The organism is Acinetobacter sp. BZX-2 (genome assembly GCF_055179795.1).
Window position 1 is genome coordinate 667100 of the sequence record NZ_CM143686.1, and the last position, 25503, is coordinate 692602.

Consider the following 25503-nt stretch of genomic DNA (forward strand, 5'->3'; position numbering starts at 1 on the left):
TAGATTTGATTTAATAAATTAGGTTGTTGTTATGAAAATTTTTAAAAAATTATTTTATTTAGCTAAGTTTAACTTGATGTATTATTATAAAATTCGCCATGTTAATAATAAGATTGATAATTATGCTGGCATGTTGGTTTTCAACCCTTTGGAAAAGATGATTGAATTACCAAAGAAAATTTGGATTTATTGGGAAGGTCAATTTCCTGATTTTGTTGAAAAATGCGTTGAAAATATTCGTGTGAAAAACCCAAGTTATGAGGTTTATTTACTCAATCCTGAGAATGTGAGTCTATATAGCCAAATAGATTTTTCTCAATTGATGGATGCAACTCCTCAACAGAAAGCTGATTTGCTAAGATTTGATCTTTTATATCATCATGGTGGTATTTGGTTAGATGCCAGTATTATTGTTTATGAAAGTTTAGATTGGATCGAAAATATTATGCAAAAAAACAAAACAGAGGTTTTTGCATACTATCGACGGAAAAATACAACCAATGTAAATTACCCAGTTTTAGAAAATTGGTTGTTGGCAGGTATTGAAAATAATCTTTTTTTTAAAAATTGGTTTGATGAGTTATATCTAGCTATTCAAAAAACACCAAAAATTTATATTCAAGAGATTAAAAATACAGAGAAAAATACGAAAGATATTTTTCAAAGAATTAGTAATTTAGAATATCTAGTTGCTTATGTTGCTTGTCAAAAGGTTTTAAGAAAATCTTTTCCAAGCATCACACTAATTGATTGTGATGAAAATGCATTTTATTATCAAGTAAAAAATCGCTGGGTAAAAGAAAAGATTTTAATTGATATGGCTGTTAATTATCCTGCGGAAGAATACCCGAAGTTAATTAAACTTGCAGGAAAAGAGCGCAATTATTTATGTAGATATTACGATAAAGGTATGTATTTCAAAGATTCGTATATTGATTTTTAGATACCTGTTCTTAAACAAAATTTTGAGCATCCAATTTTTTGAAGGCTTGGATAGCACTTTGTGTAGAAAGATTAACAACCTGAACTTGCTGTTTCTCTAAGAAATGGGCAGCAGTTTCAAATGCACTTGAAATTGCAGTAAAATCTTGTTCTAACCGAGTAGGTTGTTTATTGTCATCTGATTCATAAAATCGAGGCTGATTGAAATTACTCATATCAAGCCCTGCAATTAAAATGTTTTTGTAATTTAATGCATAAGCAATTTGTAAGGCGACATATGCAACTGTGTAATAGTCATATATAGCATCAAAAATGTTTGTTGAGAAACCAATATTATTTTCCATATAAGCATCAGGTAGAGGGGAGGCTAATGTTGCTTTAGCGCCCATAAAACGTTCAATCTTAGTTTCAGTAATGATTTCTATAATCTTGAATGTGCATTGAACTTTATCAATATCGTAGGTTCTTAAAATAACTTCCAAACAACGTGCAGTTGTAAAAAGTGTACATTCAGCATTATTCAAAACCTTTGATACAAGATCCGTTTTATTCTTCGCAAAATTATGGTCAATAATCACATAATATTTAAAATGAGCGTTTTTTAAACTGATAGCTCCATTTATACCAATATGATCAAATTCATCTTTCATAAATAAGGCTGGATCTGTTGTATTAATAGATGGTCCAGTTGCGATGATTATACAAGTATCATTTTTTGAGACGGGGTGTATCGTGTTATCTGCAATCAAATTATTTTTATAAAATACTTGGTTTAAAAGGCCTTCTTTATTTCGTATAACTTTAAAATATGGCCAATATCTACGATTGTGGTTAAATGATTTTGGATGGGAAATTTTGTATAAATATTTGAATATGTTTCTTAAAAAAACAGCTGTAAAGAAATTGCTCATGAAACAAACTCATTATAATTAAACAAGGATTATTATTAAGCAGTGTTGGTTTACTAACCAGATTTATTTCACCAACTCAAGCTTAATTACTTATGATGTTCAATAAAATCATTAATCATCTAAAGTAAATTTGTTACTTTTAAATTTTGATTTGATTTTACCCAAGGTACGGTTAAACCAATTATTATCATTATTTGGACGAGTGATTTTATTTCCATGATAATTAATTTGTGTTGCTTTTAAAAAATCGCCATAGGCAGAAATTCTATAGTCTTCAAGCTTATACCCAGCAGTGATAGCTTCTTGATAATATTGGTCAAAAAGTTCAGTTAAATCTGATCGAGGGTGTGTCATGATTTCGCCATCAAACCAGTGCTTTAATCCTTCTGATTCGAGTCTAGGAATAGAGTATTTATGGCTAAATTGGGTTCCCATGTCTGAGTAATGAAGTATTTTAATATCATTTATAGGAAGTTCTTCTCCATCAATACAATTATAGCTATCTGTATAATTTTGAACTAAATTAGGTTGCTCTTTAATCAGTTTCATTAATTTTTTATGACCATCAGGGTCTTGTTTTAGTTGTTGTAGTTTTGGCAAATAATTTTCAGCTACAGCGCAATTCCATACGCAAGTACATAAGCGTGCGGTGCTTTTCCCGCCTTTTGCGATGACCATAGCATTATGATCAAAAGGCGTATTCCATAGTTGTGCAATATCAGTTAAAACAATCACATCGGCATCCATATAAATGGCACGACCTTGAAAGTTGCATAATTCAGGAATAGCCCAACGAAAACCCGAAAAAGGTGTTGCCCATTTTTCGGTGCGCCACCCTGAAAGCTGAGTTTGGTCTGAGAACCAAGGACTATTTTGGTCATGACTTAACTGCATCCATGTAATTTCTACAGGATGTTGAGTGTTTTTTCGGATGCTATAGTCAAGAACCATCATCTGTTCAAGGTCGCAGTTGTTTGGATCGCAACCTACAAAAATTTTAATGGTATCATTTGTCATATAGATGCACTGCCAACGATGTTTAGTATTTATATCTTAACAACTCTTATCAGCAATAAGAATCATTTTAAAAAAAATTGTCATGGAACTGCTTTTTGAGCTCTTATCGAATTTTCCCTGCACATTTCTATTCCATCAATGATTTGATAGCTGTAGTGTCAAGACTATTGAACATCAGTCTTTGGTAATTCAATCTTTTGGTATGGGGGGAGATCTAATATATTTTTGATCCAATTCTCAAAACTATATTTTTCTACAATATTTTTATCTATCTGAACATATGGACGAGCTAAAAAACTTGTAATATTTGAAAGGTCTTGACCATCCCATATTAGAATATTATCTGGATGATAAAAGTCATAATGTTGGATTACAGCGTTGTTCGTAATTAGTTTTTTTCCATAGTATAAAGCTTCGAAGGTACGAAATGATAAGCCATGATGTACTGGATTAACAACGTCGACTAATATATCGGCTTGATTAATACGAGCTAGATTTTCATCAAACTCAATATTTTTTTTGATAAATTTAATCTCTGCATTTTTATATTGTGCATATGCATTTTTAACGTCTTTAAGCGCTCGAACGTTGAAGTCTAATTTGATTCCATGCTCGGTTAATACTTTTGCACAATGATCCAAGGACTGTGATCGTTCATCAAAATGCAAACCTACAAAGTAGGCAATGGTTCCTTGATGTGCTACAGGTTGAGGATGGTACATATCGAAATAAAAATTTGTCGTACCTATAAGGTTGTACTTTTTATATTCAGGATTAGATAAATCCATATTATCAAATATAAAAAAACGATTAAATTTATTAATAGATAAAAAAGTATCAGGAAAACGGGCTAGACCGTTCCATTGGTAACCAATAAAGTTTTGATTACTTTTTGTTTTCAGGGTATTCAAATGCTCTAAAGAAAATAAATCAGGGCGAATAACTAAAGTATAGTCTGATTGAGTGTTAGAGATATCCATTTGAATTTTTTGACTTATCATTTGGTGCTTTAAATTCTTTTTAATTTTAGCTTTATATGTAGAGTCAGATAAAAAGAATTGGCGGAAATAATGATAAATAGAGTGTAGTAAAGGAATCTTTATCCGTTTTAAATGCTCAGGAGAACTGTCAATAAATTTAATATCGAAATTATGATGTTTAAGATTCTGTTGGATGGGGGCTGCGAAGTTACTATGGCTTGGCATAGCTAACACAATTTTGATTTTATCCAAACTTGAACTCCTGAATTTATATAAAAATATGAGTTTAAAATGTATTACAAAGGCTACTGATTTAGTGAATATCAAAAAAATTATAGAAATGTATATAAATGTGAAGAGAAGGCAATTAAGTTTACATACCGTTTTGTGTCATTTATATAAATTCTTCCCACCTTCTAATTTACGAAAACGTTTGTATGCCCATAAGTACTGTTCAGGTGCCATATCAATCATACGCTCAATTTCTTTATTTAAAGTATCGACAGAAAGTTGTAAATCTTTTGACAAAATATCTTTAGATAATCCAGTTACATAAAGATCATAGCCTGATAGATCTTGACGACGAATACAACTGAGTCCAACAACAGAACATTGTGTTTTTGCTGCAAGTTTAGACAGCAATGTAGATGAAAATACATTCAGTCCAAAAAAAGGAGAATATATTCCTCCTGATGCTTTAGGAATATGATCGGGAAGAATTGCAGAAAAACCACCTTGTTTTAAATGCTTGAACACCGCACGAACACCGGTATCATCAGTAGGCACAAGGGTTGCATTTAAACGCTGTCTAGATTCAAGCATGAAGCGATCTAAATCTTTATTTTTACTTGGTTTGTACATTATCACAGGGCTGGTATGCTGATTAATCCATGCATTCATCAGCTCCCACGTCCCAAAATGTGGCACTACTGCCAAAGCACCATTCGGGTTTTTGAGGGCATCTAAAAAGATATCGAGATGGTGTACTTGTTTTATTTGTTCTAAGGCAAATTCAGGTGATGACCCCCAAATTTTGATTGATTCAGCGTAAGTCATACTTTGACTTTTTAAACTAGACTTAATCAATTGTTTTTGTTGTTGATCATCCAGTTGTGGATAGGCTGCTTTTATATTTAGTTCAGTGGTATGTTTTGCAGAAGAATTGCTAATAAATAACAATGTCCCAATAGCACTTGCAAGGGATTGAATAACCCTTAATGGCAAGCGCGAAAAGTTTTTAAGTAAGCTGTACATAGATTTATTTAGAATTACTCTCGATCAGCATTACCTTTTAATACCAAGTAAATTAATGCTGAAATGATAAAGAAACCAGCAATAAAACTACTCATACTGAAATAAAGAATACGCTGATAAGTGTCTAAATTGAAGAGTTGATTGCTTAAGATATAGCGCATAAATCCCCATTGAACCACTGAAAATACAATGATAATAATTGTATGACGAAGAACAGCAGGACGCATAGCCATCGGTTTTCACCTCATAAGTTAACATGAATATTATGCCATTAATGAGAGCTTATCTCAATTCGTGAATGGCATGTAGATAAAAAGAAAAACCCTGCATGGAGCAGGGTTTTTAGCTAAATCATGACGAATTATTTAGATTCTTCAGCTTTGGCTTTTTCACGTAAACGAATACCTAAATCACGCAATTGATTTGGTTCAACTGGTGCTGGTGCTTGAGTCAATGGACATTCAGCAGTTTTGGTTTTCGGGAATGCAATCACATCACGAATAGATGATGAACCTGTCATCAACATCACCAAACGGTCAAGACCAAATGCTAAACCACCGTGTGGAGGCGCACCGAATTTCAAAGCATTTAACAAGAAGCTGAATTTCTCTTCAGCTTCTTCTTCGTTAATACCTAAAGCTTCAAAGATTGCTTTTTGCATTTCTAAGTTGAAGATACGTAAAGAGCCGCCACCAATTTCAGTACCGTTCAATACCATATCGTAAGCAACTGAAAGTGCAGCGCCTGGGTTGTTCTTCACTTCTTCAACAGTTGATTTTGGTAATGTGAATGGATGGTGAACAGACGTCCATTTACCGTCATCTGTTTCTTCAAACATTGGGAAGTCAACAACCCAAAGCGGTGCCCACTCACAAGTTGACATTTTCATGTCATGACCAATTTTGATACGTAAAGCACCCATTGCATCATTTACAATTTTAGCTTTATCCGCACCAAAGAATACGATGTCACCATTTTCAGCGCCAACACGTTTCAATAAATCAAGCACGATTGGCTCGATGAATTTAACGATTGGAGATTGAAGACCTTCAATGCCTTTTTCAAGTTCGTTGACTTTGATGTAAGCTAAGCCTTTTGCACCGTAGATCCCTACGAATTTTGTATATTCGTCAATTTGGCTACGTGGAAGTGAACCAGCGCCCGGTACACGAAGTGCAACAATACGACCTTTAGGATCTTTTGCAGGGCCAGCGAATACTTTGAATTCAACGTCTTGCATCATGTCTGCAACGTCAACCAATTTCAAAGGAATACGTAAGTCTGGTTTATCCGATGCATAATCACGCATTGCATCTGCATAGGTCATACGTGGGAATTTATCGAAGTTTACGTTAAGAAGTTCTTTGAACATTTTAACCGTCAACGTTTCCATCAAATCCATAATGTCATCGTCACTCATGAACGATGTTTCAACGTCGATTTGGGTAAATTCTGGTTGACGATCCGCACGTAAATCTTCGTCACGGAAACATTTAGCGATTTGGTAATAACGATCAATACCACCCACCATTAACAATTGTTTGAACAATTGTGGTGATTGTGGAAGCGCATAGAAGCTACCATTTGAAACACGGCTTGGAACTAAATAGTCACGCGCACCTTCAGGTGTCGCACGTGTCAAAATTGGTGTTTCAACGTCCAAGAAACCATTTTCTTCAAAATAGTTACGGATCAAGTTTGTTAGTTTAGAGCGGAAACGTAAACGATCTAACATTTCTGGACGACGAATATCAAGGAAGCGATATTTCAAACGAATTTCTTCAGAGATATTCGAATTTTCATCATTCAATGGGAATGGAGGAGTTTCAGACGCAGCAAGAACTTCAATTTCTTTACCTAGAACTTCGATTTGACCACTCACCATATTGGCATTTTCAGTACCTTCATAGCGACGACGTACACGACCAACGATTTTTAATACAAATTCTGAACGTGCTTTATCGGCAGTCGCAAATGCTTCTGGGGTATCTGGGTCGATGACCACTTGAACGAGACCATCACGGTCACGCATATCAAGGAAAATCACACCACCGTGGTCACGACGACGGTGTACCCAACCACACAGGGTTACGGTTTGGTCAATTTGAGCTTCGGTTAAAGAACCGCAATAATGAGTTCGCATCATAGCGTTAAAAATCCAACTATATGGGTTAAGGAAGCGAATACGTAAACAGCGCATCGCCTAAAAATGTAATGTGAGATTATGCCTCTTTGAGCGATGAGTCACAAGGACTTGAGTTCAAAAGCAGCATATTCTCAAATAAATTTAAGCCGAATTTAATCAAAAATGAGTGATCAAATCGGCAACTTCACGATTAATCAAAGTATTTTCGATGATTTAAAATGGAGAAGATCATGCATCCTACTGAGAAACAAACAATTGCACCTCGAGTAAATGCTTTTATAAAAAAGCCAATTAAATGATATAAATCGGTATTTGGGGCTGTGAAACCCGTTTTTTGAGCGAAATAAATATAATAAATACAACCACTAAAAAACGAGCAGATGAATAAAAGGTAGCCAAATAGTTGTACTTTATGATTTAAACTTTGTTTGACGTGGTATTTAAAAAAATAGTGAATACCCATCCATATCAAAAAAGGCAAAGCGATAGCAGAGCAACCGATTTGTAAAACCTTATGCATTGGATATTCATGACTCAAAATCAAGACAGGTTGTGCCAAAAACTCATGAAAAGCAAAGGTTCTGAAGTCCAAATGGGTTAAACCATCCCAAATGATATGCGTTGCTGTGCCAATAACAATGGCCATGATGATTGAAAGTAAAAATTTACAAAATGTTGAAAATGATTGAATATTTAAAGGCTTAGAAACACCTAAGAATTTAAACAGCATTGGGCGGTAAAGTGCATACCAAAAAAAGCAGAACAATAAACCAACCAACAGATCAGGATAAATAATTCCTTGCCATTGATGATTTAACAGAATTTCTGTTTCGGCCAATAAGCGATAAAGATCGGGTGTCATTGTGCCAATCGCCAAAGCAGCAATCGGTAAGCGATTGCCAGTCAGTTTGGCGATGGGTGGGGCAAGTACAGCATGCGAGAGGGTAAAGGGCATTTTTTAGGTTTCTTTGAATATGACCATGATAAAATCAGCGACTATGGTTGTCGTTGTTTAAATTTTCAATATAAATAATGTTCATTAAACTTAATGTGATTAAGAAGATAAACATACTCGGGAAAGAATAAAACAATAGGTAATCACTCATACTGCAAATGATTAAATAAACTGTACTGATTAAACCTGAAAATGCGAGAAGTTGCGTTGATGGACTGTTTTTCTGAATCATATTTTTTGTAAAATAATAAAGTGTCGCGAATGCCAATATTAAGATATTCAAAAGCCCCAATAAACCATGTGCAGCCAACTCTTGAAATACAATATTGTGCGCATGCGGTTGGCAATTTGGAACTTCATTTTCCGCATTGGGTGTACAAATTTTATTTTTAAAATGAATAAAACCATGTCCAACATAGGGCGATTGTTGAAATTGTCCGATCGCAAAATGCCATAATGCAAATCGAGTACCGACACTGGTATTATAATTATCTTTCTCCAGTAAAGAAGCATCACTTTTTAAAAGATCAATCCGTTCGATAATAGGTGAATTCGGCATAATCGCCATAGTTAGTGTTAAAATAGCAGATGTAAAAAGCATGAAAAGTATTTGTTTTAAATGGGTCTTATAAAAGTAAATTGAGATCATTAGAAGTGCTATTGGAATACCTAACCAAGCACCACGGCTTCCATGTAATACGATCAGTGAAATGTTGATAAGACATAAGCTAATGTATAAAAAAGCAAGTTTTCCTTTCAACTTAAAACAAGCCCAATCAAACTTAATGCGACAATACAATAATCGTAGAGAATGATTGATTTAAATTCTGCAACAAATAAACCTCGATCAAAATTAAATTGAATATTCAAATAACTATTGAAAATGACTGAAAAACCAATACTTGCAAAGATAATTTTTTTAAATGTTTCAGGGTTGAAATTGGAAAACTTAAATAATGTCCCGAGAAAAATCAAAGGGATAATATACAAAAACTGATAGATATATTTATATGCCTGTTTATTAAACTCAAGATCTGGTGATATTTGACCTGTATGAAAAATATATTCATTTAGGGTGATACAGAGCGCAGATGAAATCCCAATAATAAGAACCAGCGGATGAATGTAAAATGTTTTATTTTTAAGTAGATATAAGATCAATAAAACCAGTGGGATATAGACTAATGACCAACTTGCTCGATCATCTGTAATTAGATTAATAAAAAAATTTAAATAAAAAAACAAGAGTCCAAAGAAAATGATGGGCTTTAAAGGAGGTTTTTGAAGCGATAACATTACATGGAACTCTATGGTAAATCTTAGTTTTTCAATTCTCTCAATTTTTTGAAAGAGAATTACATTCAATGATTTTAGCATAACGCTACGATGTTCTTCTTAGAACAAGTGCTGAAACAAAGTGTGTTGTTCTATTGCAAATTTAATGAAATGTTATAATATAACAAATATTCAAAATACCGAGCTTTGAGAGCCAGTCCATGACTTTTGCAAAAAGTGCCCTGACACTTTCTATTTCAACAATTTTTTCAACTTTAACTTGGGCAGATACAGGCGTAGCGGATACAACAGAACCGCATATTCAGCAGTTAGAAACCATTACTGTTGTTGGTCATCCATTGGTTGCTTCGAGTGCTGATTTCGGTGTTGCAGACCAAACTGTTTCACGTGAAAAATTACAGCAAGGCGGAACAACGCTAGGTGAAGTGTTAAAAAATGAATTGGGTGTATATTCAAACACTTTCGGTGCTGGTTCAAGTCGTCCTGTGATTCGTGGTCAAGAAGGTGCACGAGTAAAAGTGACGCAAAATGCGACCGAAACCATGGATGTTTCTAGCTTATCACCAGACCATGCAGTGACTGTTGATCCTCAGTTGGCGCAAAAAATTGAAGTAATTCGTGGGCCATCAACATTACTTTATGGTGCGGGTTCAGTGGGTGGTTTGGTCAATGTAATTGACACAAAAATTCCGACAAAAATGCCAAAAGACGGTTATGAAGGAAATATCGGGCTACGTTACAACACGGGTAATGATGAGAAAATGGCACATGCAGGAGCGACTGTTGGGCTAGGTTCGAATGTTGTATTACGTGTTGAGGGCTTAAAACGTGATGCAAATGATTACATCACACCCAACTATATTGTGACAGAAGATCATGATGATCATACACATAGTACGAAACAACGTCGTGTAGGCGATACTTTTTCTGAGTCGGAAAATATTAATCTAGGTTTATCATGGATTGGTGAACGTGGCTTTGCAGGCGTTTCTTATAGTCATCGTCAAGACCAGTATGGTTTACCGGGACATAATCATGAATATGAATCTTGCCATTTGCATGATTTAACATTGCATTGTGGTAGTCATGATGATCATTCGGGACATGACCATGATGAAGAAGAGCATGGTGCTTCAGGTCCTTGGATTGATATGAAAACAGAACGTTATGATTTTCGTTCTGAGTTAAATGATCCTTTTGCTGGTTTTAAAAAATTACGTGCGCAAGCAAGTTATACCGATTATCAGCATGATGAAATTGAAGGTAGTGAAGCGATGACGACCTTTAAAAGTAAAGGTTATGAAGGTCGTGTGGAATTAGTACATCATCCAGTTGCGCAATGGGAAGGTGTGTTGGGTGTTCAAGCTAGCCAGCAAAAGCTTGATATTACAGGCGAAGAAGCGGTACTCGCACCGAATAAAACTCAAAAGTATAGCCTATTTGCTTTAGAGCATCGTCAATGGAGTGATTTCCACTTTGAGTTAGGTACCCGTTTTGATCATCAAGACATTGATGTTGATTCTACGCAAAAAGATTTTGATGGCAATGCATTTTCCTATTCAGGTGCGATAAATTGGGAGTTTACTCCTAATTATAAATTATCATTGCTTGGTTCACATCAGGAACGTTTGCCTTTGGCACAAGAGCTCTATGCAGATGGAAAGCATTATGCAACCAATACTTATGAATTAGGCAATGACCAATTAGACAAAGAAAAATCCAATAATGTCGAGTTGGGACTGCATTATGAGGGTGACAAACTCAGTTACCACGTGCATCTGTATCACAATTGGTTCGACAATTATATTTATGCAAAAACTTTGGATCAGTATGAAAACTTTCGTTTAATCAAGTATTCACAAGACAGTGCCAAAATTTACGGTACAGAGGCTGAAGTGGCTTATCAATTCAATGATGTCTACAAAGCAAGTTTATTTGGTGATTATGTACGAGGCAAAATTGACAATGAAAATGCACCACGTATTCCTGCAGGGCGTTTAGGTACGCGTGTAAATGCAGATTTTGATGATCATTGGTCAGGTTCTGCTGAATATTCACATGTATTTGATCAAGATAAATTTGCAGCTTATGAAACTGAAACCCAAGGCTACAATATGGTGAATGTAGGGATTGCGTATAAATATCCGCTGGCAAATAAACAAGAAGCTAAAGTTTTCTTTAATGCCAATAATTTATTGGATGAAACAGTGTATGAACACACTTCTTTTTTATCCAATATTCCACAGATGGGGCGTAACTTCGTTGTTGGTGTAGATTATAAATTCTAATTAATTGCTTTTATTCACCAAACCATCATTGAAAAATAAAGAGATTAGACCTAGTCTGAAGACATTGGATTAGGTTTTTTCTTATGCGTATCTTTAATAAAATTCATAGTAAGTTGAGTTGGTCACGACGACGTTACTTCGGCATCATTGTTGGTATATTGGCTTTAGGCTACTTGTCTTCTGCGATATATCATACTTTTAAACCCATGCCGCAAGGGCTGGATTTTACAGGTCAACTTAGACATGGTAATGTGAAGTTTATAGCGGATCAAACTTATATTGATGCGCAAGGAAAACAACAAATCGATCAGCATATTTTTGATCAAATTTTACAGTTGATTAAAGAAGCCAAAACCACCATCGTGGTTGATATGTTTTTATTCAACAGTGAAGTCGGTAATTCGAAAGTCCAACATCGAGCGCTCACTGAGCAATTGACACAAGCGCTCATCAATCAAAAAGTAGTGAATCCTACTTTAGAGATCAAATTTATTACTGATCCGATTAACTCCGTATATGGTGGGGTTGAACCTGAGCAATATCGAAAATTGCGTCAGCAGGGTATTGATGTAATTGAAACCAATTTAACGCCGTTACGTGCATCAAATCCAACATGGTCAGGTTTTTGGTACTTATGTTGTCAAAATATTGGCAACAATGCTGAAAAAGGATGGTTGAAAAATCCATTTGGAAATCAGCCAATCACGATTCGAAGTTATCTGAATTTATTTAATTTCAAAGCCAATCATCGTAAAACCATTGTGGTAGATACTGCAGAGGGCTGGAAAGCGATTGTCACTTCTGCAAATCCACATGATGGCAGTTCACGCCATTCAAATATTGCATTGCAAGTAGAAGGCGCGACAGCTGTTGATATTTTAAAGTCTGAACAACCTGTTGCACAGATGTCGGAAGGTGATACGCCTTTTGTGGTTGTTGGAAAATTACCTGAAAATCCGAATGATCCTCAAGTACAAGTATTAACAGAAGCAGCAATCTATAAAGCAGTTTTGAACATGCTTGAAACAGCGAAAGCCAATGATCAGATCGATTTAGCGATGTTTTATTTGTCGGAACGAAAAATTATTAAAGCGCTAATCGCCGCAAAACAACGAGGTGCAAGCTTACGTATTTTATTAGACCCCAATAAAGATGCTTTTGGTCGTCAAAAGAATGGGATCCCGAATCGCCAAGTCGCTTCAGAATTACATGATGCTGGCATAAATATTCGCTGGTGTAATACGCAAGGCGAACAGTGTCATAGCAAAATGATCATCAAACGCAATCCACAATCTGCGGAAATGATTTTGGGTTCTGCAAATTTCACGGCACGAAATTTAAAGAATTATAATTTGGAAACCGATTTAAGAGTACTTGGAAATTCACAGCAACAGGTTTTTGTGGATGCAGAGCAGTATTTTAATTCGGCTTGGTCAAACTTGAATGGACGCCAAATGAGTGTGGATTATGCGAAATATGCCGATGATTCCAAGTTGAAATACGGGCTATATCGTTTTATGGAGTGGAGTGGTTTGTCAACATTCTAATGCCGAATTTCTCTCTAATTCACTATGCTTAATTGAGAAAAAACCCTTCTTTTTTAAAGAAGGGTTTTTATTGATTTAATCTTTCAAGTTTTAATGTTCGGGATTGGGTGGAATCATCTGATCCAAATCTTTATCAGAAATTTTATCCAATTCATGCAAATCTGTTTTAATTTTCCACTGACTTTCATCTTCAACCGGTTTAGGTAAACGTGCCTCTAACCAGTCACAAACCACATCTGGTGGAAAGTCTGCATGATTACATTGAATCACCCATGCGAGGAATTGTTTAGCTTCACCATTCATATAAGGTGGCGGAGAAACAGGAAGGAACTGAGTCGGTAAACGTTCATTTTTAGAAATATAATTCAAAACATGTCCAAGCTCTTGCACAGTTTGCCAAGCTAAAGGGTGTTCGATATTAATCTGGAATTTAAACCACCATGCTTGTTTGCCATCTGAGCCATAGCTATCAATAAAGCTTTCTTGCACACTTGGCACTTTGCAAAAGAATTGATGTAAACGGTCAAAACTCAGTTCAGCCACAATACAGCATCCATCAGAATAAAATTATATCTTATCAGATTGATCACTGAATTGACTCAGCTTGCTGTATAAACATAGGTGTCAGGTTAAAAATTGCATATCATTTATCCATTATTTGTCTTTAATTAGGCGTTAAAATAATTCATAGCGATCAATTTGGAGGTTGAAATGAAACAAGTACTCAGTTTAAGTGCATTGGCATTGATACTTTCAGGGTTTTCGATCGCTGCCTATGCTGATGGGAAGGATTGGGGTGGTTACCGTAGTGTTGAGCGCCCACAAAAAAAATATCCAACGACAACGTATAAATATCAAGATCAATATGGCCGTCCGATGACACAGGAAATCCCTGTACGACCGCCACAGTATCATCGTCCGTATCCTCATTATCCCAACTACCCACATCAAGGTTATCCACAATATCCAAACCATGGTTACCCAAACCGTCCTTATCCTGTTTACCCACCGCAGAATGGTGTGACGATTATTTATAATCATCAGTTTCCGACACAGACTGAATATCACTCTGACAGCTATGGTTATGTGAATGGGCAGGGTGGCAGTATTTCAAGTTCAGAATATACCTTGATCAGTGATTGGCGACGTTATGGCTTACCTGCGCCACAAGCAGGCATGCATTGGATTTATGAAAATGGGCGTTATTTGCAAATACCGAATGATCGCTAAGTCATTTATTCATATCAATATTTATTTAAAAATTATTCTAAATTTGAGTTTTTGTTCATTCATCACATCCTGCTCTTGGTTAGAAAAGGATGTGAATGAAGAATATTAAGCCAACTCATCATCTTCAGGACGTGGTGTTTTACCATGAGGCAGAGTTTGTTCAGTATGTTTATCTCGAATGACCGACGGATATGTCCACGATGCGTAACGAACAATTAAAATAGCAATTGCTAAAATCAACACTGAACCTGTGATAATGATGAGGTCAATATCTGCTTTATGGTCATGTTGAATATCTGAAATCAATAATCGTGTAAGTGCAGTAATCGCAATATAAATTAAAAAACGAACGGGCATATGATTGGTTTTAAAGTAAATTCCAACCATTGCACCCAATTCTAAATAGATGAAAAGTAATAAAATATCATCAATACTGGCATATTGTTTTACGGTTAATATTTCAATAATGGTATGTACCGCAGACCAAGCAATCATACAACCGATAATAAACAGCGCAATATAATGAAATGCTTCAACGGCAAGATTGCCAAATTTGTCGAGGAGGTTTTCGATTTTTTCAATACGTGGGTCTTTATGCATAACGGCCTCTATTTCTTTCATTTTAGAGTCAGTAAAAGCTATGCAAGTTTCATGCACATGACTGAATAATGAAGAATTGTGAAAACTGTTTTTGATCTTTATTGATGCTATGTTAAAAGTGATTGATGGAATTCTTTAGGAAGAACGATGTATCTACCGACTCATTTTAAACAAGAAAATCATTCTGAATTATTTGATTTAATTTTAAAGAATCCATTAGGAAGTCTTATGGTAATTCATGATGGTGTGATTGAAGCCAATCATATTCCTTTTGAATTAGATCATTTACATGGTGAGTTGGGTATATTGAAAGGGCATATTGCTAAATCTAATCCATTAACAGACATGATCAATCAGCCTCTGTCTGCATATGTTATTTTTCATGCAGATCAAGCTTATATTTCTCCAAATTGGTATGAGGGGAAGTTAGAGCATCATCGGGTTGTACCGACGTGGAATTATCGTGTGGTACATGTTCAAGGAACGATTCGAAAAATAGAAGATGAGAAATATCTACGCGGTATTTTGGCGCGACTGACTCGAACGCATGAAGCAACTCAAGAAAATCCATGGAAAATAGGGGATGCACCGCAAGATTTTATTGAAGCGCAGTTAGAACAAATTGTTGCGATTGAAATTGAAATCGAATCGATGGTTGGAAAGTTTAAAGTCAGTCAGAATCGTTCTCAAGCAGATGCCAAAAATGTTGCAAAAGCTTTAGAAAGTTCAACGCCTGAAATGGCCCAATCTATCCAGAAATATTTTCCTAAGCCATAAAAAAACGCCTGATCAACAGGCGTTTTTTAGAATGACGAACGATTAAGATTGAGTTGTAAAATAATCTTCGCTGAAATTCATAATCACTTCTGAACCTGCTTTGATTTTTGCAATACGTGCATGTAAATCAGGCAAGATACGTTGAATGAAGTAATGAGTAAGCGCTAACTTGTCTTGATAGAATTGACCATCTTTAGACTGTGCAGCATTCGCGATACGTGCAAACATATAAGCGAAGCTCAATAGGCCGACTGCATGTAGATAATCAACAGCAGCAGCGTTTGAGAATTCTACATTTTCCTTAGCACGCTCTAAAACATATTGAGTGATCATGTCTACTTCAGTTGCAACATCTAAAGTCGCATCTTTAATGAAGTTCAGGTCAGTGTCTAAACCATTGGCAAAATCACGGATTTCTGAAATATATTCAGCAATAAATTCACCATTACATTTAATGGTTTTACGACCAATTAAATCTTGAGACTGAACGCCGTTAGTGCCTTCATAGATCTGTGCAATACGTAAATCACGTACACACTGTTCCATACCCCATTCACGAATATAACCATGGCCACCGAACACCATTTGTGCATCAATCGCTGCATTGAAAGCAGTATCTGTTAAGTATGCTTTTGCGATTGGTGTAAGTAATGCAACACGGTTATTGGCTTTAGCAACAGCTTCAGGATCAGTTGAGAATTTAGTGATGTCTAATTGCTGACCCACATATACTGCAAATGCGCGAGACGCTTCATTGTTAGCACGTGCATTGAGTAGCATACGACGTACATCACCATGTACTAAGATGCTATCTGCAGGTTTATTTGGTGATTGAACGCCAGAAGCGCTACGACCCTGTAAACGATCAGTCGCATATTGTGCTGCATTTTGGTAAGCGTATTCAGAAGCACCAAGACCTTGAATCCCCATAGATAAACGTTCATAGTTCATCATGACGAACATTGCTGCTAAACCTTCGTTTTCTTTACCAACAAGGTAACCTTTTGCAGCATCAAAATTCATTACGCAAGTTGCAGATGCTTTGATCCCCATTTTATGTTCAATTGAACCAGGACCAGCAGTATTACGTTCACCTAAAGAACCGTCAGCATTGACGATGAATTTAGGCACGATGAACAATGAGATACCACGTGAGCCAGCAGGTGCATCAGGTGTTTTTGCTAAAACAAGGTGAATGATGTTCTCAGCAAGGTCATGGTCACCACCAGTAATGAAGATTTTAGTCCCTGTAATGTTATAAGTACCATCTGCATTCGGTTCAGCTTTAGTTTTGATAATGCCTAAATCTGTACCTGCATGTGGTTCAGTTAGACACATTGTCCCTGACCATTCGCCTGAATAAATTTTTGGCAAATAGGTTTCTTTTTGTTCTTGTGATGCATAGCTGTTTAACGCCATACCTGCACCTACAGAAAGAAGCGGGTAAAGCATAAATGATGGATTGGTTGCAAATAACATTTCATCTGCAAGTACAGTCAGCATTTTAGGCATGCCTTGACCGCCCCATTCTTCGTCTGCACCTAAACCGATCCAACCGCCTTCAGCATATTGTTTAAACGCTTCTTTAAAACCAGCAGGTGTCGTCACAGCACCATTTTCAAAGTGAGCACCTTCTTCATCTCCGCTACGGTTTAATGGAAGGGTAACGTTTTGAGAGAATTTAGCCATTTCTTCAAGAATCGCTTCAGCCGTAGCAGCATCGAGGTGTGCTAGGTTTTCATTCGATTGCCAGAATTGCTCTGCATTAAAGACATCATTTAGAATGAATTTCATATCTGCAAGTGGTGCATTATAAATTGGCATGTTGGTTCACCTGATTTTGTTTGAATCTGTAGTACGAGGTCAGTTTAAGCAACTATTGTGAAAGTTGTTATATGACCAAAGACAAAGGATGCTCTATTTATAAAGAAAAAGGACAATCAAAGCTATGACTGTCCTTTCTCAATTTCTGCACTCAAGGGTACAGTTTTTTAAGACTACGCTCTAAAATTGAATCTTAGAAAGCAAAATCTTCAGCATCTAACGCCATCAATGGATCTAGGCCACCAGCGATCACATCTACGTGTGAACGTACGCGCGGTAAGATTTTCTTGAAGTAGAAGTTTGCTGTTTTAAGCTTAGCGTTGTAGAAAGCAGCATCTGTAGTGCCTTCAGCTAACGTTTGTTGAGCAACAAGTGCCATACGAGCCCATAGGTATGCAAGTGTTACATAACCAGAGAAGTATAGGTAATCTACAGCTGCAGCGCCGACTTCATCAGGGTTTTGCATTGCTCTCATACCAATCTGCATGGTCAAATCACCCCACTCTTTGTTTAGCGCAGCAAGTGGTTCAACAAATGCTTTCATTTCAGCATTGTCTTTGTTTGACTCTACAAATTTATGAATAATTTTTGTGAAGTCTTTTAACATTGCACCTTGAGTTTGAAGGACTTTACGACCTAACAAATCAAGTGCTTGGATTTCAGTTGTACCTTCGTATAAGCAAGAGATACGTGTATCACGTACAATTTGCTCCATACCGTGCTCAGAAATAAAACCGTGACCACCAAATACTTGAACACCGTGTTTCGCAGACTCAGAACCTGTTTCAGTTAAGAATGCTTTAGCGATAGGTGTAAGAAGTGACAACATGTTGTCTGCTGATTTACGTTCTTCTTCAGTTGCACCTTGCTCAACGACATCTGCATATTGAGACAAGAAGTAAACAAGCGCACGACCGCCTTCAGCAAATGCTTTTTGAGTCATCAGCATGTTACGAACAGCAGGGTGAACAATAATTGGATCTGCTTCTTTTTCTGGTGCTTTAGGGCCAGAAAGTGAACGCATTGCTAAACGATCTTTCGCATATGCAAGCGCGCCTTGGAAAGATGCTTCAGAAGCAGTCAAACCTTGAACCGCTGTACCAATACGTGCAGTGTTCATGAACGTAAACATTGCGTTTAAGCCTTTGTTTTCAGGTCCGATCAAGAAACCTTTTGCACGATCAAAGTTGATTACACAGGTAGAGTTACCGTGGATACCCATTTTGTGTTCAATCGAACCACAACGTACGCCGTTACGATCTGAAATAGAACCGTCAGCATTTACGTTAAATTTAGGCACGATGAATAGCGAGATACCTTTAGTACCTTTTGGCGCACCCGGTAAACGTGCAAGAACGATGTGAATAATGTTATCCGCCATGTCGTGTTCACCAGCAGAGATAAAGATTTTCTCGCCAGAAATTGCAAAGCTACCATCTGCATTTGGTTCAGCTTTAGTACGGATAATACCTAAGTCAGAACCTGCATGAGATTCTGTTAAACACATGGTACCAGTCCATTCACCTGAAACAAGTTTCGGTAAATAAAGCGCTTTTTGTTCAGCAGAACCGTGGTGCTCAATGGTACGTACTGCACCATGAGAAAGACCAGGGTACATACCCCAAGCCCAGTTTGCAGCACCAACCATTTCAGAAATAGCTGTACCTAATGAACCTGGTAAGCCTTGACCACCATGTTCTTCAGCAACAGATAAAGATGGGAAGCCTAATTCTACATATTTGTCATAGGCTGCTTTAAAGCCTGTAGGCGTAGTAACAACGCCGTCGTTCCACGTACAACCTTCACGATCGCCCACTTGGTTGAGTGGAGATAATTCGTTTTCACAGAAATCAGCACCAGCTTCTAGGTATTGATCGACCAATTCACGGCTTACGACATCTTTGTATGCAGGGAGTTTTGCGTAATGTTCTTCAGCATTTAATAATTCATGCAAAACGAATTGCATATCACGTAAGGGTGCTTTGTATTGTGGCATATCGGTTTCCTCAATACTGGTTAGACCAGATTTATAATCCTAATAAATACGATGCGTGTCTTCGGTGACACATATTTGCTCTATTACATCGTGCTACATCTTGTAGTCACGTACAAGTATTTGATGGTTAATTCTCTGTGACTGTAAAGTCAAAGAAAAATAGCTTGAATATTGTAAGTGCTTTGAGTGTAAACACTTTTAAAAGAAAAATAAGCGCACACATAGTCAAAATCGTAAAAAGATATGTCCAATAAAAAAGGTGCTAAAAAGCACCTTTGTAAGAAAATATGAGATTATGCTTTAGGTGGCATAGCTGGTACAGGTGGCATTTTACTGTCTGCGTTGAATTGAGGTTGGAACTTAACGACACATTGACCATCTAAAAGTTTATCGCCCAATTTCACTTGAATGGCTTTGCCATTAGGTTGCCCTACACAAGATTTTTGTACAGCTTCCCATTGCGCTTTACGTTCAGCTCTTTTTTGTTCAAATTGTTGTTGAATTTGCGCACGTTGTTCTTCAGTCATATCATTCATACGTGGTCCATCATGACGCATCATACGACCATGTTCTTTACCATTATGAGCAAAATCACGTTTCATTTCGCCCATTGCTTTACGGTCAGCTTTGAAAACGATGTTACAAGTACCCTCTAAGGTTCTATCGCCTGCTTTGACTTGAACTGTTTGTCCAATTGTTTTGCCATCACACGCTTTTTGCATTTGTTGGCGCATTTCTTTATGTTGCGCGCGCATTTGCTCCATTTGCTCACGTTCTTCAGGAGACATTTTATGATGACCACGATGGTCACCCATCATGTGTCCTTGATGCTCTTCTTTTGGACCTTGCGTTGATTGACATGCAGTTAACGCGCCCATGCTTAGAAGGCTTGCTGTAACCAAAGCGATTTTTGTCATCGTTTTCATTGTGGTTCTCCAACGATTTTTCTAGATTCTGTCGATGCGTTAAAGATTAAATAATAATGATGTAGAAACAATGGAGAGTATTTTGATCGAGTGTTGAGTACAATGTTGAAATGAGAAGAAAAATGAGAGATCAGTTTTGAAAATACGCCGAGTCCCCATCGCACTGCGTCTTTTTCTTACCGTGTTGTTAACCACTTTGTTGATTACTACGGTCAGTTTAAGTGTTTTGCATTGGACGATGCAGAAAAACTTTGCCAAATATGTTGCAGATGTCGAGATGCAAAAACTCGATCATCTGATTGAAAATTTGGCTGATGTTTATGGTGTTTATCATGACTGGGGCAATGCTGTTCAAGCTCAGATTCTGCAAATCGAAGGGCAGGCTGCACCTGACGATTATGATAAATTATCTCGTTGGTGGTTACGCCGTCAGTATGATATTGCATTACAACAGCGTTATTTCAAAGAACACACGATGCTCAATCCAGTTGAGCAAAATATGGGGACACTCCCTAAGAAACAAATTGATCAAGATGAATTAAAGATTTTAGAAGAGAATTTACCTTCAGCTTACCAACCTTTTGAGGGTTTGAAGTTTCCATTAAGCTCAAATGAGGGCTTGTTTAGACCGCCCGATAAGAACGCTAAGAATAATAAACCACCGAATATGATTTCTACTGAACAAAGAGATGGAAAGAAGCGTTTTATTTCTATGCCTGACCGTTTAGGGCTGAGTTCACGTCTGTCTTTATATGATGTGAAACACCAATTTGTCTTGGGAGAGCCTTCGGATGATCAAGTGTCTTATCGCCCAATTACAGTGAATGATAAAATCGTGGGTTATTTGGGTTTAAAACCTGTGTTAGATCAGGATGATGCTTTAAGTATTAATTTCTTTAGTAATCAAAAACGTTATTTGGTTTTAATTTACATTCTCAGTTTTTTAAGTAGTTTGGTCGCAGCATTATTATTGGCAACCTATTTTAGAAAACCTATTCAACGCTTACTTGATGCAACACGGGAATTAACCAAAGGTAATTTTCAGCATCAAGTGATCGTCAATCGGAATGATGAACTCGGCGATTTATCTACAGAGATTAATCAACTTGCAACGATACTCGATCAGCATGAAACTTCACGTCGTCAATGGGTTGCGGATACTTCACATGAGCTCAAAACACCATTGGCAGTGTTACAAGCTCAAATTGAAGCCATGCAAGACGGGATTCGTAAACCGACACCCGAGCATTTCGAGGCAATGTTAAGGCAAGTCACCAGTTTGAAAAAATTGACACAGGATTTGGCTGATTTAGCACAAGCAGAAGCGCAACAATTGAAATGTTATTTTGCTGAAATAGATCCGTGGTCTGTGGTTTTGCAAGAGATTGAAAATTTTAAACCTAAATTTGAACAGGCCAATTTATCGATTTCTGCTACTGGTCAAGGTGCAAAATTACAATTAGATATAGATCGTTTTAAGCAAATTATGGTCAACTTGTTGAGTAACAGTATTCGTTACACAGAATCGGGTGGTGAGGTTCAAGTACACACCGAACAAGATGATGTGTCGTGGAGTGTCATTGTTGATGACAGCCCATTTGGTTTGAGTGATGAGCAAATTGCACGTTTAGGTGAGCGTTTTTATCGTGTAGATGATTCACGAACTCGTAGTACAGGTGGTACAGGTTTAGGTTTAGCATTATCAGGTAAAATTGCACAGGCTTTAGGTGGTCAACTCACGTTTGATCATTCACCTTTAGGTGGTTTGCGTTGCAAACTGACATTTTCAAAACACATAAAGAGTTAAAAGGAAAAGCACAACATGAAACATATCATGCTGGTAGAAGATGAAGTTGAACTTGCGCAATTGGTACGAGATTATCTTGAAGCGGCAGGTTTTGAAGTCAGTATGTTCCATGATGGTCAGGAAGCATATGATAGCTTTTTACAACGTAAACCAAGTTTGATGGTTTTAGACTTGATGGTACCTCGCATGGATGGTTTAACCATTTGCCGTAAAGTGCGTGAGCAAACAGATTTGCCAATTATTATGGTGACAGCACGTACGGAAGAGATTGACCGTGTTCTTGGCTTAAATATGGGGGCGGATGATTATGTCTGTAAACCATTTAGCCCAAAAGAATTGGTGGCTCGCGTACAAGCAGTTCTGCGCCGTTTAGAACGTAAAGCTGAACCTGAAAGTAATGATCTATTTAGAATTGATAAAGCACAACAACGGATCTGGTATCAACAAAAGTCGTTGAATTTAACGCCAACTGAATTCCGCCTATTAGAGCTTTTCCTCGAACATTTAGGACAAGTCTACTCTCGTGCGCAACTTTTAGACCATATTAACCCAGATAGTTTTGATGTTGCAGACCGTGTTATTGATAGTCATATCAAGAACTTACGTCGTAAAATTTCTGAAGCAGCAGAAACAGGAAATCGTCATGAATGGGTACAAGCGGTATATGGCGTAGGTTATCGTTTTGAATATCCAGAAGATTAACTTTTCAACATTATCTGTTTGAGATTGTGGATAAACACAGGTTTATCCACAGATTTTGTGGGTAAAAGTGTATAACACTCAAATTTATTGATGAAGAACTGAACATATAAACAATAGTTAATTTATATATTTTAATTTTTAATAAGTTTCCGTTTGTTGAAAACTGCATGTATACATTTCTGTAGATCTACTTTTTCAAATGAATCTATCAAAATAATAACCGACACTTATTTTTGAGTAAGTATCAACCTGGAAAAATTTGCTTAGCCATCACAATAATCTGCTATACAATGCAGTGAACAGAATAACAATAGAACCGAATATGGCCAATCTTTCCGATTATTATTATACCCGCCGCTTTTTAGCAATCTTATGTTTTATTGCAGGTTTTGCTTGTGGGATTGGTTTCTTTGTCACGGGTATGACGAATTACCTTTTGTTGGTTTTGATGGTGGTATTTTTTATCCTCACTTACTTTATTGCGCCTTATGCACAAGGGCGACAAAGTCGAAGGTCTGATGGTTGGGATATTTTACCGCTCGATGATTGGATTATTTCAGGATTCTTTGATTTGATCATCTATCCATTTCGCTTAATTGTCTATCTCATAAAAGCGATTTTAGATTAACGTCAGTTCGGAACAAACTTTGATGTAGGTTATTGAAAAGATTGATCAGGCACAGCGGGGTCTTACCGTTTAAAGTCAAATGCAAGGATTAACCTTCGGTTCGACCTACTTTTCTTTCGGGAAAAGTAGGCAAAACCATTTGTCAGTCGCCAACTCGACAGATACTATCTAGTACCTAATATATCGCAAAAACAGTATATTACAGATGTGGCCCTGCCTCGAACAATGCGACTGACGTTTCCGCGTATCATATAGTTGGGAACATATCTTATCCTGAACTCAGGTTAGATTAACAACATTTATATAATCATTGCATTATTAGAGATCTTACAAAAGTCCAAAATAATCGAAATTATTATTGAGAGCCCCCTCGCTTATCCTTAAAGGAGAGGGAATGTTCATTATAAATAAATCTTCATCACAACCCGATTTATGCAAGAAGTCTATTTAAAATCATTTTTATTTAAGCCCGTTTTTATTTTCGATCACTTTATTTAATTTGACGGTGGATTTCTAAGACCTGTTTTTGTGCTTTAGTCAGTTTATCAACAACCAACTCATAAGAACTTTGCACTAAATCTTCAATCAATTCAGGGGTAATGAGCTCTCCTGCATAAACGGTAATCCAATGTCTTTTATTCATGTGATAGCCAGTACGAATAGATGGATAAGCATCTCGTAACATTTCACCATCATCAGGTTGAACTTTTAAATTAACGATTTTATTGCCCTGTAATGAAGAACTGAGCATAAACATTTTATCCATCACTTTAATGACTTTGATGTCTTCACCAAATGGATAATCCAGTTCTGCTTTGGGCATTTTCAGTGCAATAGTGATTGCTAATTTTTCTATTTCATCGCCAGTCATGACATTCTCATTCTATTTATATCAACAGTATATTATGGATAAATCGTAATGATTGTCCCATCATCGACCAAGTTCCATATTTCATCCATATCGACATTTCTAACAGCGATACAGCCCCATGTCCAATCATTGCGTGGTAAATAGCGCATTAAGCTGGGTAATTTTTCGATTTGCGCAGTGGTTGCAGAGCCATGAATCATGATGTCGCCTCCCGCAGAAACACCGAGTTGCTGTGCTTTTTTTTGATCTTGTACATTTGGATAAGACACATGCAAGGATTTATAAAAGGCACTGTTGGGGTTTCGCCAATCTAAAATATATTGTCCCTCAGGTGTTTTTCCATCGCCTTCTTGAAGTTTATGCCCAACGGGGTTAAAACCCAAACGCATTGGATAAGTCTGAATCGTTTGCTCACGATGTATCAGTTTTACCAGTCGCTCCGTTTTATAGACTTTTACTTCGCTAATTGGTGTAGTTTGACGGATGTGTTTGATTTGCTCATCAGTAAAATTCTGTACTTGAATACTTGCTTCTGCTGTCGGGATAAAGTGATTAAATTTTTCATAGATCAGCGTACCCGAAAGAATGAGTACAAAAATGATGATGCTGAAAAAGATATATTTCTTATTCATTGTTACTGATAATGATATAAAAACTTGTATTGTATAAATTTTATTCATTTTAAAGGTAAAAGCTGTAGTTGATTTGTGATTGTGGATTTATCCTGTGGATAAACACATGGTTATCCACAGAATTTGTGGGTAAGTCTAATTATTCTTTGAAGAGTATTGATCAAATTTAAAATC

24 protein-coding genes are annotated in these 25503 nt (G+C 36.7%); 8 read left to right on the forward strand and 16 right to left on the reverse strand.

What is annotated here, in order from left to right; genetic code table 11:
• The first annotated feature begins 31 nt into the window (after nt 1–31).
• Nucleotides 32–943 (forward strand): glycosyltransferase family 32 protein, encoded by a 912-nt coding sequence (locus ACY45D_RS03130; protein WP_463108397.1) that lies wholly within the window; start codon nt 32–34, stop codon nt 941–943.
• A 10-nt stretch (nt 944–953) separates the two neighbouring features.
• Here ACY45D_RS03130 and ACY45D_RS03135 read toward each other — a convergent pair whose 3' ends face one another.
• The 9 genes from ACY45D_RS03135 to ACY45D_RS03175 all read right to left on the reverse strand — a co-directional run bounded on the left by ACY45D_RS03135 (nt 954) and on the right by ACY45D_RS03175 (nt 9582).
• Nucleotides 954–1853, reverse strand: coding sequence for a lipopolysaccharide biosynthesis protein (locus tag ACY45D_RS03135; RefSeq protein ID WP_463108398.1), 900 nt, complete (start codon nt 1851–1853; stop codon nt 954–956).
• 111 nt (nt 1854–1964) lie between these two features.
• Nucleotides 1965–2870 (reverse strand): glycosyltransferase, encoded by a 906-nt coding sequence (locus tag ACY45D_RS03140; RefSeq protein ID WP_463108399.1) that lies wholly within the window; start codon nt 2868–2870, stop codon nt 1965–1967.
• Nucleotides 2871–3034: 164 nt separating this feature from the next.
• Nucleotides 3035–4102: a hypothetical protein gene (locus tag ACY45D_RS03145; RefSeq protein ID WP_463108400.1), complete on the reverse strand. Its 1068-nt coding sequence runs from the start codon at nt 4100–4102 to the stop codon at nt 3035–3037.
• Nucleotides 4103–4240: 138 nt separating this feature from the next.
• The gene (locus ACY45D_RS03150) at nt 4241–5104 is read right to left on the reverse strand and encodes a lysophospholipid acyltransferase family protein (RefSeq protein ID WP_463108401.1); all 864 of its coding nucleotides are present in this window, start codon (nt 5102–5104) and stop codon (nt 4241–4243) included.
• A 14-nt stretch (nt 5105–5118) separates the two neighbouring features.
• Entirely contained in the window at nt 5119–5337 is a 219-nt protein-coding gene (locus ACY45D_RS03155; protein WP_089605718.1) for a hypothetical protein, read from the reverse strand.
• 128 nt (nt 5338–5465) lie between these two features.
• On the reverse strand, nt 5466–7250 hold the full coding sequence (aspS, locus tag ACY45D_RS03160; RefSeq protein ID WP_089605719.1) for an aspartate--tRNA ligase: 1785 nt from the start codon (nt 7248–7250) through the stop codon (nt 5466–5468).
• Nucleotides 7251–7440: 190 nt separating this feature from the next.
• Nucleotides 7441–8205, reverse strand: a complete 765-nt coding sequence (locus ACY45D_RS03165) for a DUF4184 family protein (RefSeq protein ID WP_463108402.1) — start codon at nt 8203–8205, stop codon at nt 7441–7443.
• Between the two features lie 34 nt (nt 8206–8239).
• Nucleotides 8240–9004 (reverse strand): O-antigen ligase family protein, encoded by a 765-nt coding sequence (locus tag ACY45D_RS03170; RefSeq protein ID WP_463108403.1) that lies wholly within the window; start codon nt 9002–9004, stop codon nt 8240–8242.
• Nucleotides 8962–9582, reverse strand: a complete 621-nt coding sequence (locus tag ACY45D_RS03175) for a hypothetical protein (RefSeq protein ID WP_463108404.1) — start codon at nt 9580–9582, stop codon at nt 8962–8964. Before ACY45D_RS03175 ends, ACY45D_RS03170 begins: the two co-directional genes overlap by 43 nt.
• A 119-nt stretch (nt 9583–9701) precedes the next feature.
• Between ACY45D_RS03175 and znuD the strand changes: the two genes are divergently transcribed.
• Nucleotides 9702–11789 carry a zinc piracy TonB-dependent receptor ZnuD gene (gene znuD / locus ACY45D_RS03180; RefSeq protein ID WP_463108405.1) on the forward strand — a complete coding sequence of 696 codons (2088 nt, stop codon included), beginning with the start codon at nt 9702–9704 and terminating at the stop codon, nt 11787–11789.
• Nucleotides 11790–11872: 83 nt separating this feature from the next.
• Entirely contained in the window at nt 11873–13336 is a 1464-nt protein-coding gene (locus ACY45D_RS03185) for a phospholipase D family protein (protein ID WP_463108406.1), read from the forward strand.
• A 90-nt stretch (nt 13337–13426) separates the two neighbouring features.
• On the opposite strand, the gene ACY45D_RS03190 is transcribed toward ACY45D_RS03185, so the two are convergent.
• Nucleotides 13427–13879: a hypothetical protein gene (locus ACY45D_RS03190; protein WP_089605723.1), complete on the reverse strand. Its 453-nt coding sequence runs from the start codon at nt 13877–13879 to the stop codon at nt 13427–13429.
• 168 nt (nt 13880–14047) lie between these two features.
• Between ACY45D_RS03190 and ACY45D_RS03195 the strand changes: the two genes are divergently transcribed.
• Nucleotides 14048–14566, forward strand: coding sequence for an RcnB family protein (locus tag ACY45D_RS03195; RefSeq protein ID WP_463108407.1), 519 nt, complete (start codon nt 14048–14050; stop codon nt 14564–14566).
• Nucleotides 14567–14671: 105 nt separating this feature from the next.
• On the opposite strand, the gene ACY45D_RS03200 is transcribed toward ACY45D_RS03195, so the two are convergent.
• Nucleotides 14672–15166 (reverse strand): phosphate-starvation-inducible protein PsiE, encoded by a 495-nt coding sequence (locus ACY45D_RS03200; RefSeq protein WP_463109415.1) that lies wholly within the window; start codon nt 15164–15166, stop codon nt 14672–14674.
• Nucleotides 15167–15313: 147 nt separating this feature from the next.
• Between ACY45D_RS03200 and ACY45D_RS03205 the strand changes: the two genes are divergently transcribed.
• A complete protein-coding gene (locus tag ACY45D_RS03205) occupies nt 15314–15943 on the forward strand; it encodes an FMN-binding negative transcriptional regulator (RefSeq protein WP_463108408.1) in 630 nt (209 codons plus the stop codon).
• Between the two features lie 42 nt (nt 15944–15985).
• Here the strand turns inward: ACY45D_RS03205 and ACY45D_RS03210 are convergent, their stop codons facing one another.
• The 3 genes from ACY45D_RS03210 to ACY45D_RS03220 all read right to left on the reverse strand — a co-directional run bounded on the left by ACY45D_RS03210 (nt 15986) and on the right by ACY45D_RS03220 (nt 20689).
• Complete coding sequence (locus tag ACY45D_RS03210) at nt 15986–17767, reverse strand: acyl-CoA dehydrogenase C-terminal domain-containing protein (protein WP_463108409.1); 1782 nt, start codon at nt 17765–17767, stop codon at nt 15986–15988.
• Nucleotides 17768–17960: 193 nt separating this feature from the next.
• Nucleotides 17961–19763: an acyl-CoA dehydrogenase C-terminal domain-containing protein gene (locus ACY45D_RS03215; RefSeq protein ID WP_463108410.1), complete on the reverse strand. Its 1803-nt coding sequence runs from the start codon at nt 19761–19763 to the stop codon at nt 17961–17963.
• 293 nt (nt 19764–20056) lie between these two features.
• Nucleotides 20057–20689 carry a hypothetical protein gene (locus tag ACY45D_RS03220; RefSeq protein ID WP_463108411.1) on the reverse strand — a complete coding sequence of 211 codons (633 nt, stop codon included), beginning with the start codon at nt 20687–20689 and terminating at the stop codon, nt 20057–20059.
• Between the two features lie 136 nt (nt 20690–20825).
• Between ACY45D_RS03220 and baeS the strand changes: the two genes are divergently transcribed.
• The 3 genes from baeS to ACY45D_RS03235 all read left to right on the forward strand — a co-directional run bounded on the left by baeS (nt 20826) and on the right by ACY45D_RS03235 (nt 23826).
• Entirely contained in the window at nt 20826–22496 is a 1671-nt protein-coding gene (gene baeS / locus ACY45D_RS03225) for a sensor histidine kinase efflux regulator BaeS (RefSeq protein WP_463108412.1), read from the forward strand.
• A 15-nt stretch (nt 22497–22511) separates the two neighbouring features.
• A complete protein-coding gene (locus tag ACY45D_RS03230) occupies nt 22512–23198 on the forward strand; it encodes a response regulator (RefSeq protein WP_463108413.1) in 687 nt (228 codons plus the stop codon).
• Between the two features lie 322 nt (nt 23199–23520).
• Nucleotides 23521–23826, forward strand: a complete 306-nt coding sequence (locus ACY45D_RS03235) for a hypothetical protein (protein ID WP_463108414.1) — start codon at nt 23521–23523, stop codon at nt 23824–23826.
• Nucleotides 23827–24316: 490 nt separating this feature from the next.
• Here ACY45D_RS03235 and ACY45D_RS03240 read toward each other — a convergent pair whose 3' ends face one another.
• Both ACY45D_RS03240 and ACY45D_RS03245 read right to left on the reverse strand, forming a co-directional pair.
• Entirely contained in the window at nt 24317–24697 is a 381-nt protein-coding gene (locus ACY45D_RS03240) for an MmcQ/YjbR family DNA-binding protein (RefSeq protein WP_463108415.1), read from the reverse strand.
• A 32-nt stretch (nt 24698–24729) separates the two neighbouring features.
• Nucleotides 24730–25329 carry a L,D-transpeptidase family protein gene (locus tag ACY45D_RS03245; protein ID WP_463108416.1) on the reverse strand — a complete coding sequence of 200 codons (600 nt, stop codon included), beginning with the start codon at nt 25327–25329 and terminating at the stop codon, nt 24730–24732.
• Nucleotides 25330–25503 lie beyond the last annotated feature (174 nt).

Excerpts from the sequence above, each read along its gene's own strand:
- ACY45D_RS03175 (WP_463108404.1), bottom strand. The coding sequence starts at position 9,582 with ATGCTAAAATCATTGAATGTAATTCTCTTTCAAAAAATTGAGAGAATT.
- ACY45D_RS03155 (WP_089605718.1), bottom strand. The coding sequence starts at position 5,337 with ATGGCTATGCGTCCTGCTGTTCTTCGTCATACAATTATTATCATTGTA.
- ACY45D_RS03195 (WP_463108407.1), top strand. The coding sequence starts at position 14,048 with ATGAAACAAGTACTCAGTTTAAGTGCATTGGCATTGATACTTTCAGGG.
- ACY45D_RS03220 (WP_463108411.1), bottom strand. The coding sequence starts at position 20,689 with ATGAAAACGATGACAAAAATCGCTTTGGTTACAGCAAGCCTTCTAAGC.
- ACY45D_RS03185 (WP_463108406.1), top strand. The coding sequence starts at position 11,873 with ATGCGTATCTTTAATAAAATTCATAGTAAGTTGAGTTGGTCACGACGA.
- ACY45D_RS03235 (WP_463108414.1), top strand. The coding sequence starts at position 23,521 with ATGGCCAATCTTTCCGATTATTATTATACCCGCCGCTTTTTAGCAATC.
- ACY45D_RS03230 (WP_463108413.1), top strand. The coding sequence starts at position 22,512 with ATGAAACATATCATGCTGGTAGAAGATGAAGTTGAACTTGCGCAATTG.
- ACY45D_RS03200 (WP_463109415.1), bottom strand. The coding sequence starts at position 15,166 with ATGCATAAAGACCCACGTATTGAAAAAATCGAAAACCTCCTCGACAAA.
- ACY45D_RS03150 (WP_463108401.1), bottom strand. The coding sequence starts at position 5,104 with ATGTACAGCTTACTTAAAAACTTTTCGCGCTTGCCATTAAGGGTTATT.
- aspS (WP_089605719.1), bottom strand. The coding sequence starts at position 7,250 with ATGATGCGAACTCATTATTGCGGTTCTTTAACCGAAGCTCAAATTGAC.
- ACY45D_RS03245 (WP_463108416.1), bottom strand. The coding sequence starts at position 25,329 with ATGAATAAGAAATATATCTTTTTCAGCATCATCATTTTTGTACTCATT.
- ACY45D_RS03210 (WP_463108409.1), bottom strand. The coding sequence starts at position 17,767 with ATGCCAATTTATAATGCACCACTTGCAGATATGAAATTCATTCTAAAT.
- ACY45D_RS03240 (WP_463108415.1), bottom strand. The coding sequence starts at position 24,697 with ATGACTGGCGATGAAATAGAAAAATTAGCAATCACTATTGCACTGAAA.
- ACY45D_RS03205 (WP_463108408.1), top strand. The coding sequence starts at position 15,314 with ATGTATCTACCGACTCATTTTAAACAAGAAAATCATTCTGAATTATTT.
- ACY45D_RS03130 (WP_463108397.1), top strand. The coding sequence starts at position 32 with ATGAAAATTTTTAAAAAATTATTTTATTTAGCTAAGTTTAACTTGATG.
- ACY45D_RS03140 (WP_463108399.1), bottom strand. The coding sequence starts at position 2,870 with ATGACAAATGATACCATTAAAATTTTTGTAGGTTGCGATCCAAACAAC.
- ACY45D_RS03215 (WP_463108410.1), bottom strand. The coding sequence starts at position 19,763 with ATGCCACAATACAAAGCACCCTTACGTGATATGCAATTCGTTTTGCAT.
- znuD (WP_463108405.1), top strand. The coding sequence starts at position 9,702 with ATGACTTTTGCAAAAAGTGCCCTGACACTTTCTATTTCAACAATTTTT.
- ACY45D_RS03135 (WP_463108398.1), bottom strand. The coding sequence starts at position 1,853 with ATGAGCAATTTCTTTACAGCTGTTTTTTTAAGAAACATATTCAAATAT.
- ACY45D_RS03165 (WP_463108402.1), bottom strand. The coding sequence starts at position 8,205 with ATGCCCTTTACCCTCTCGCATGCTGTACTTGCCCCACCCATCGCCAAA.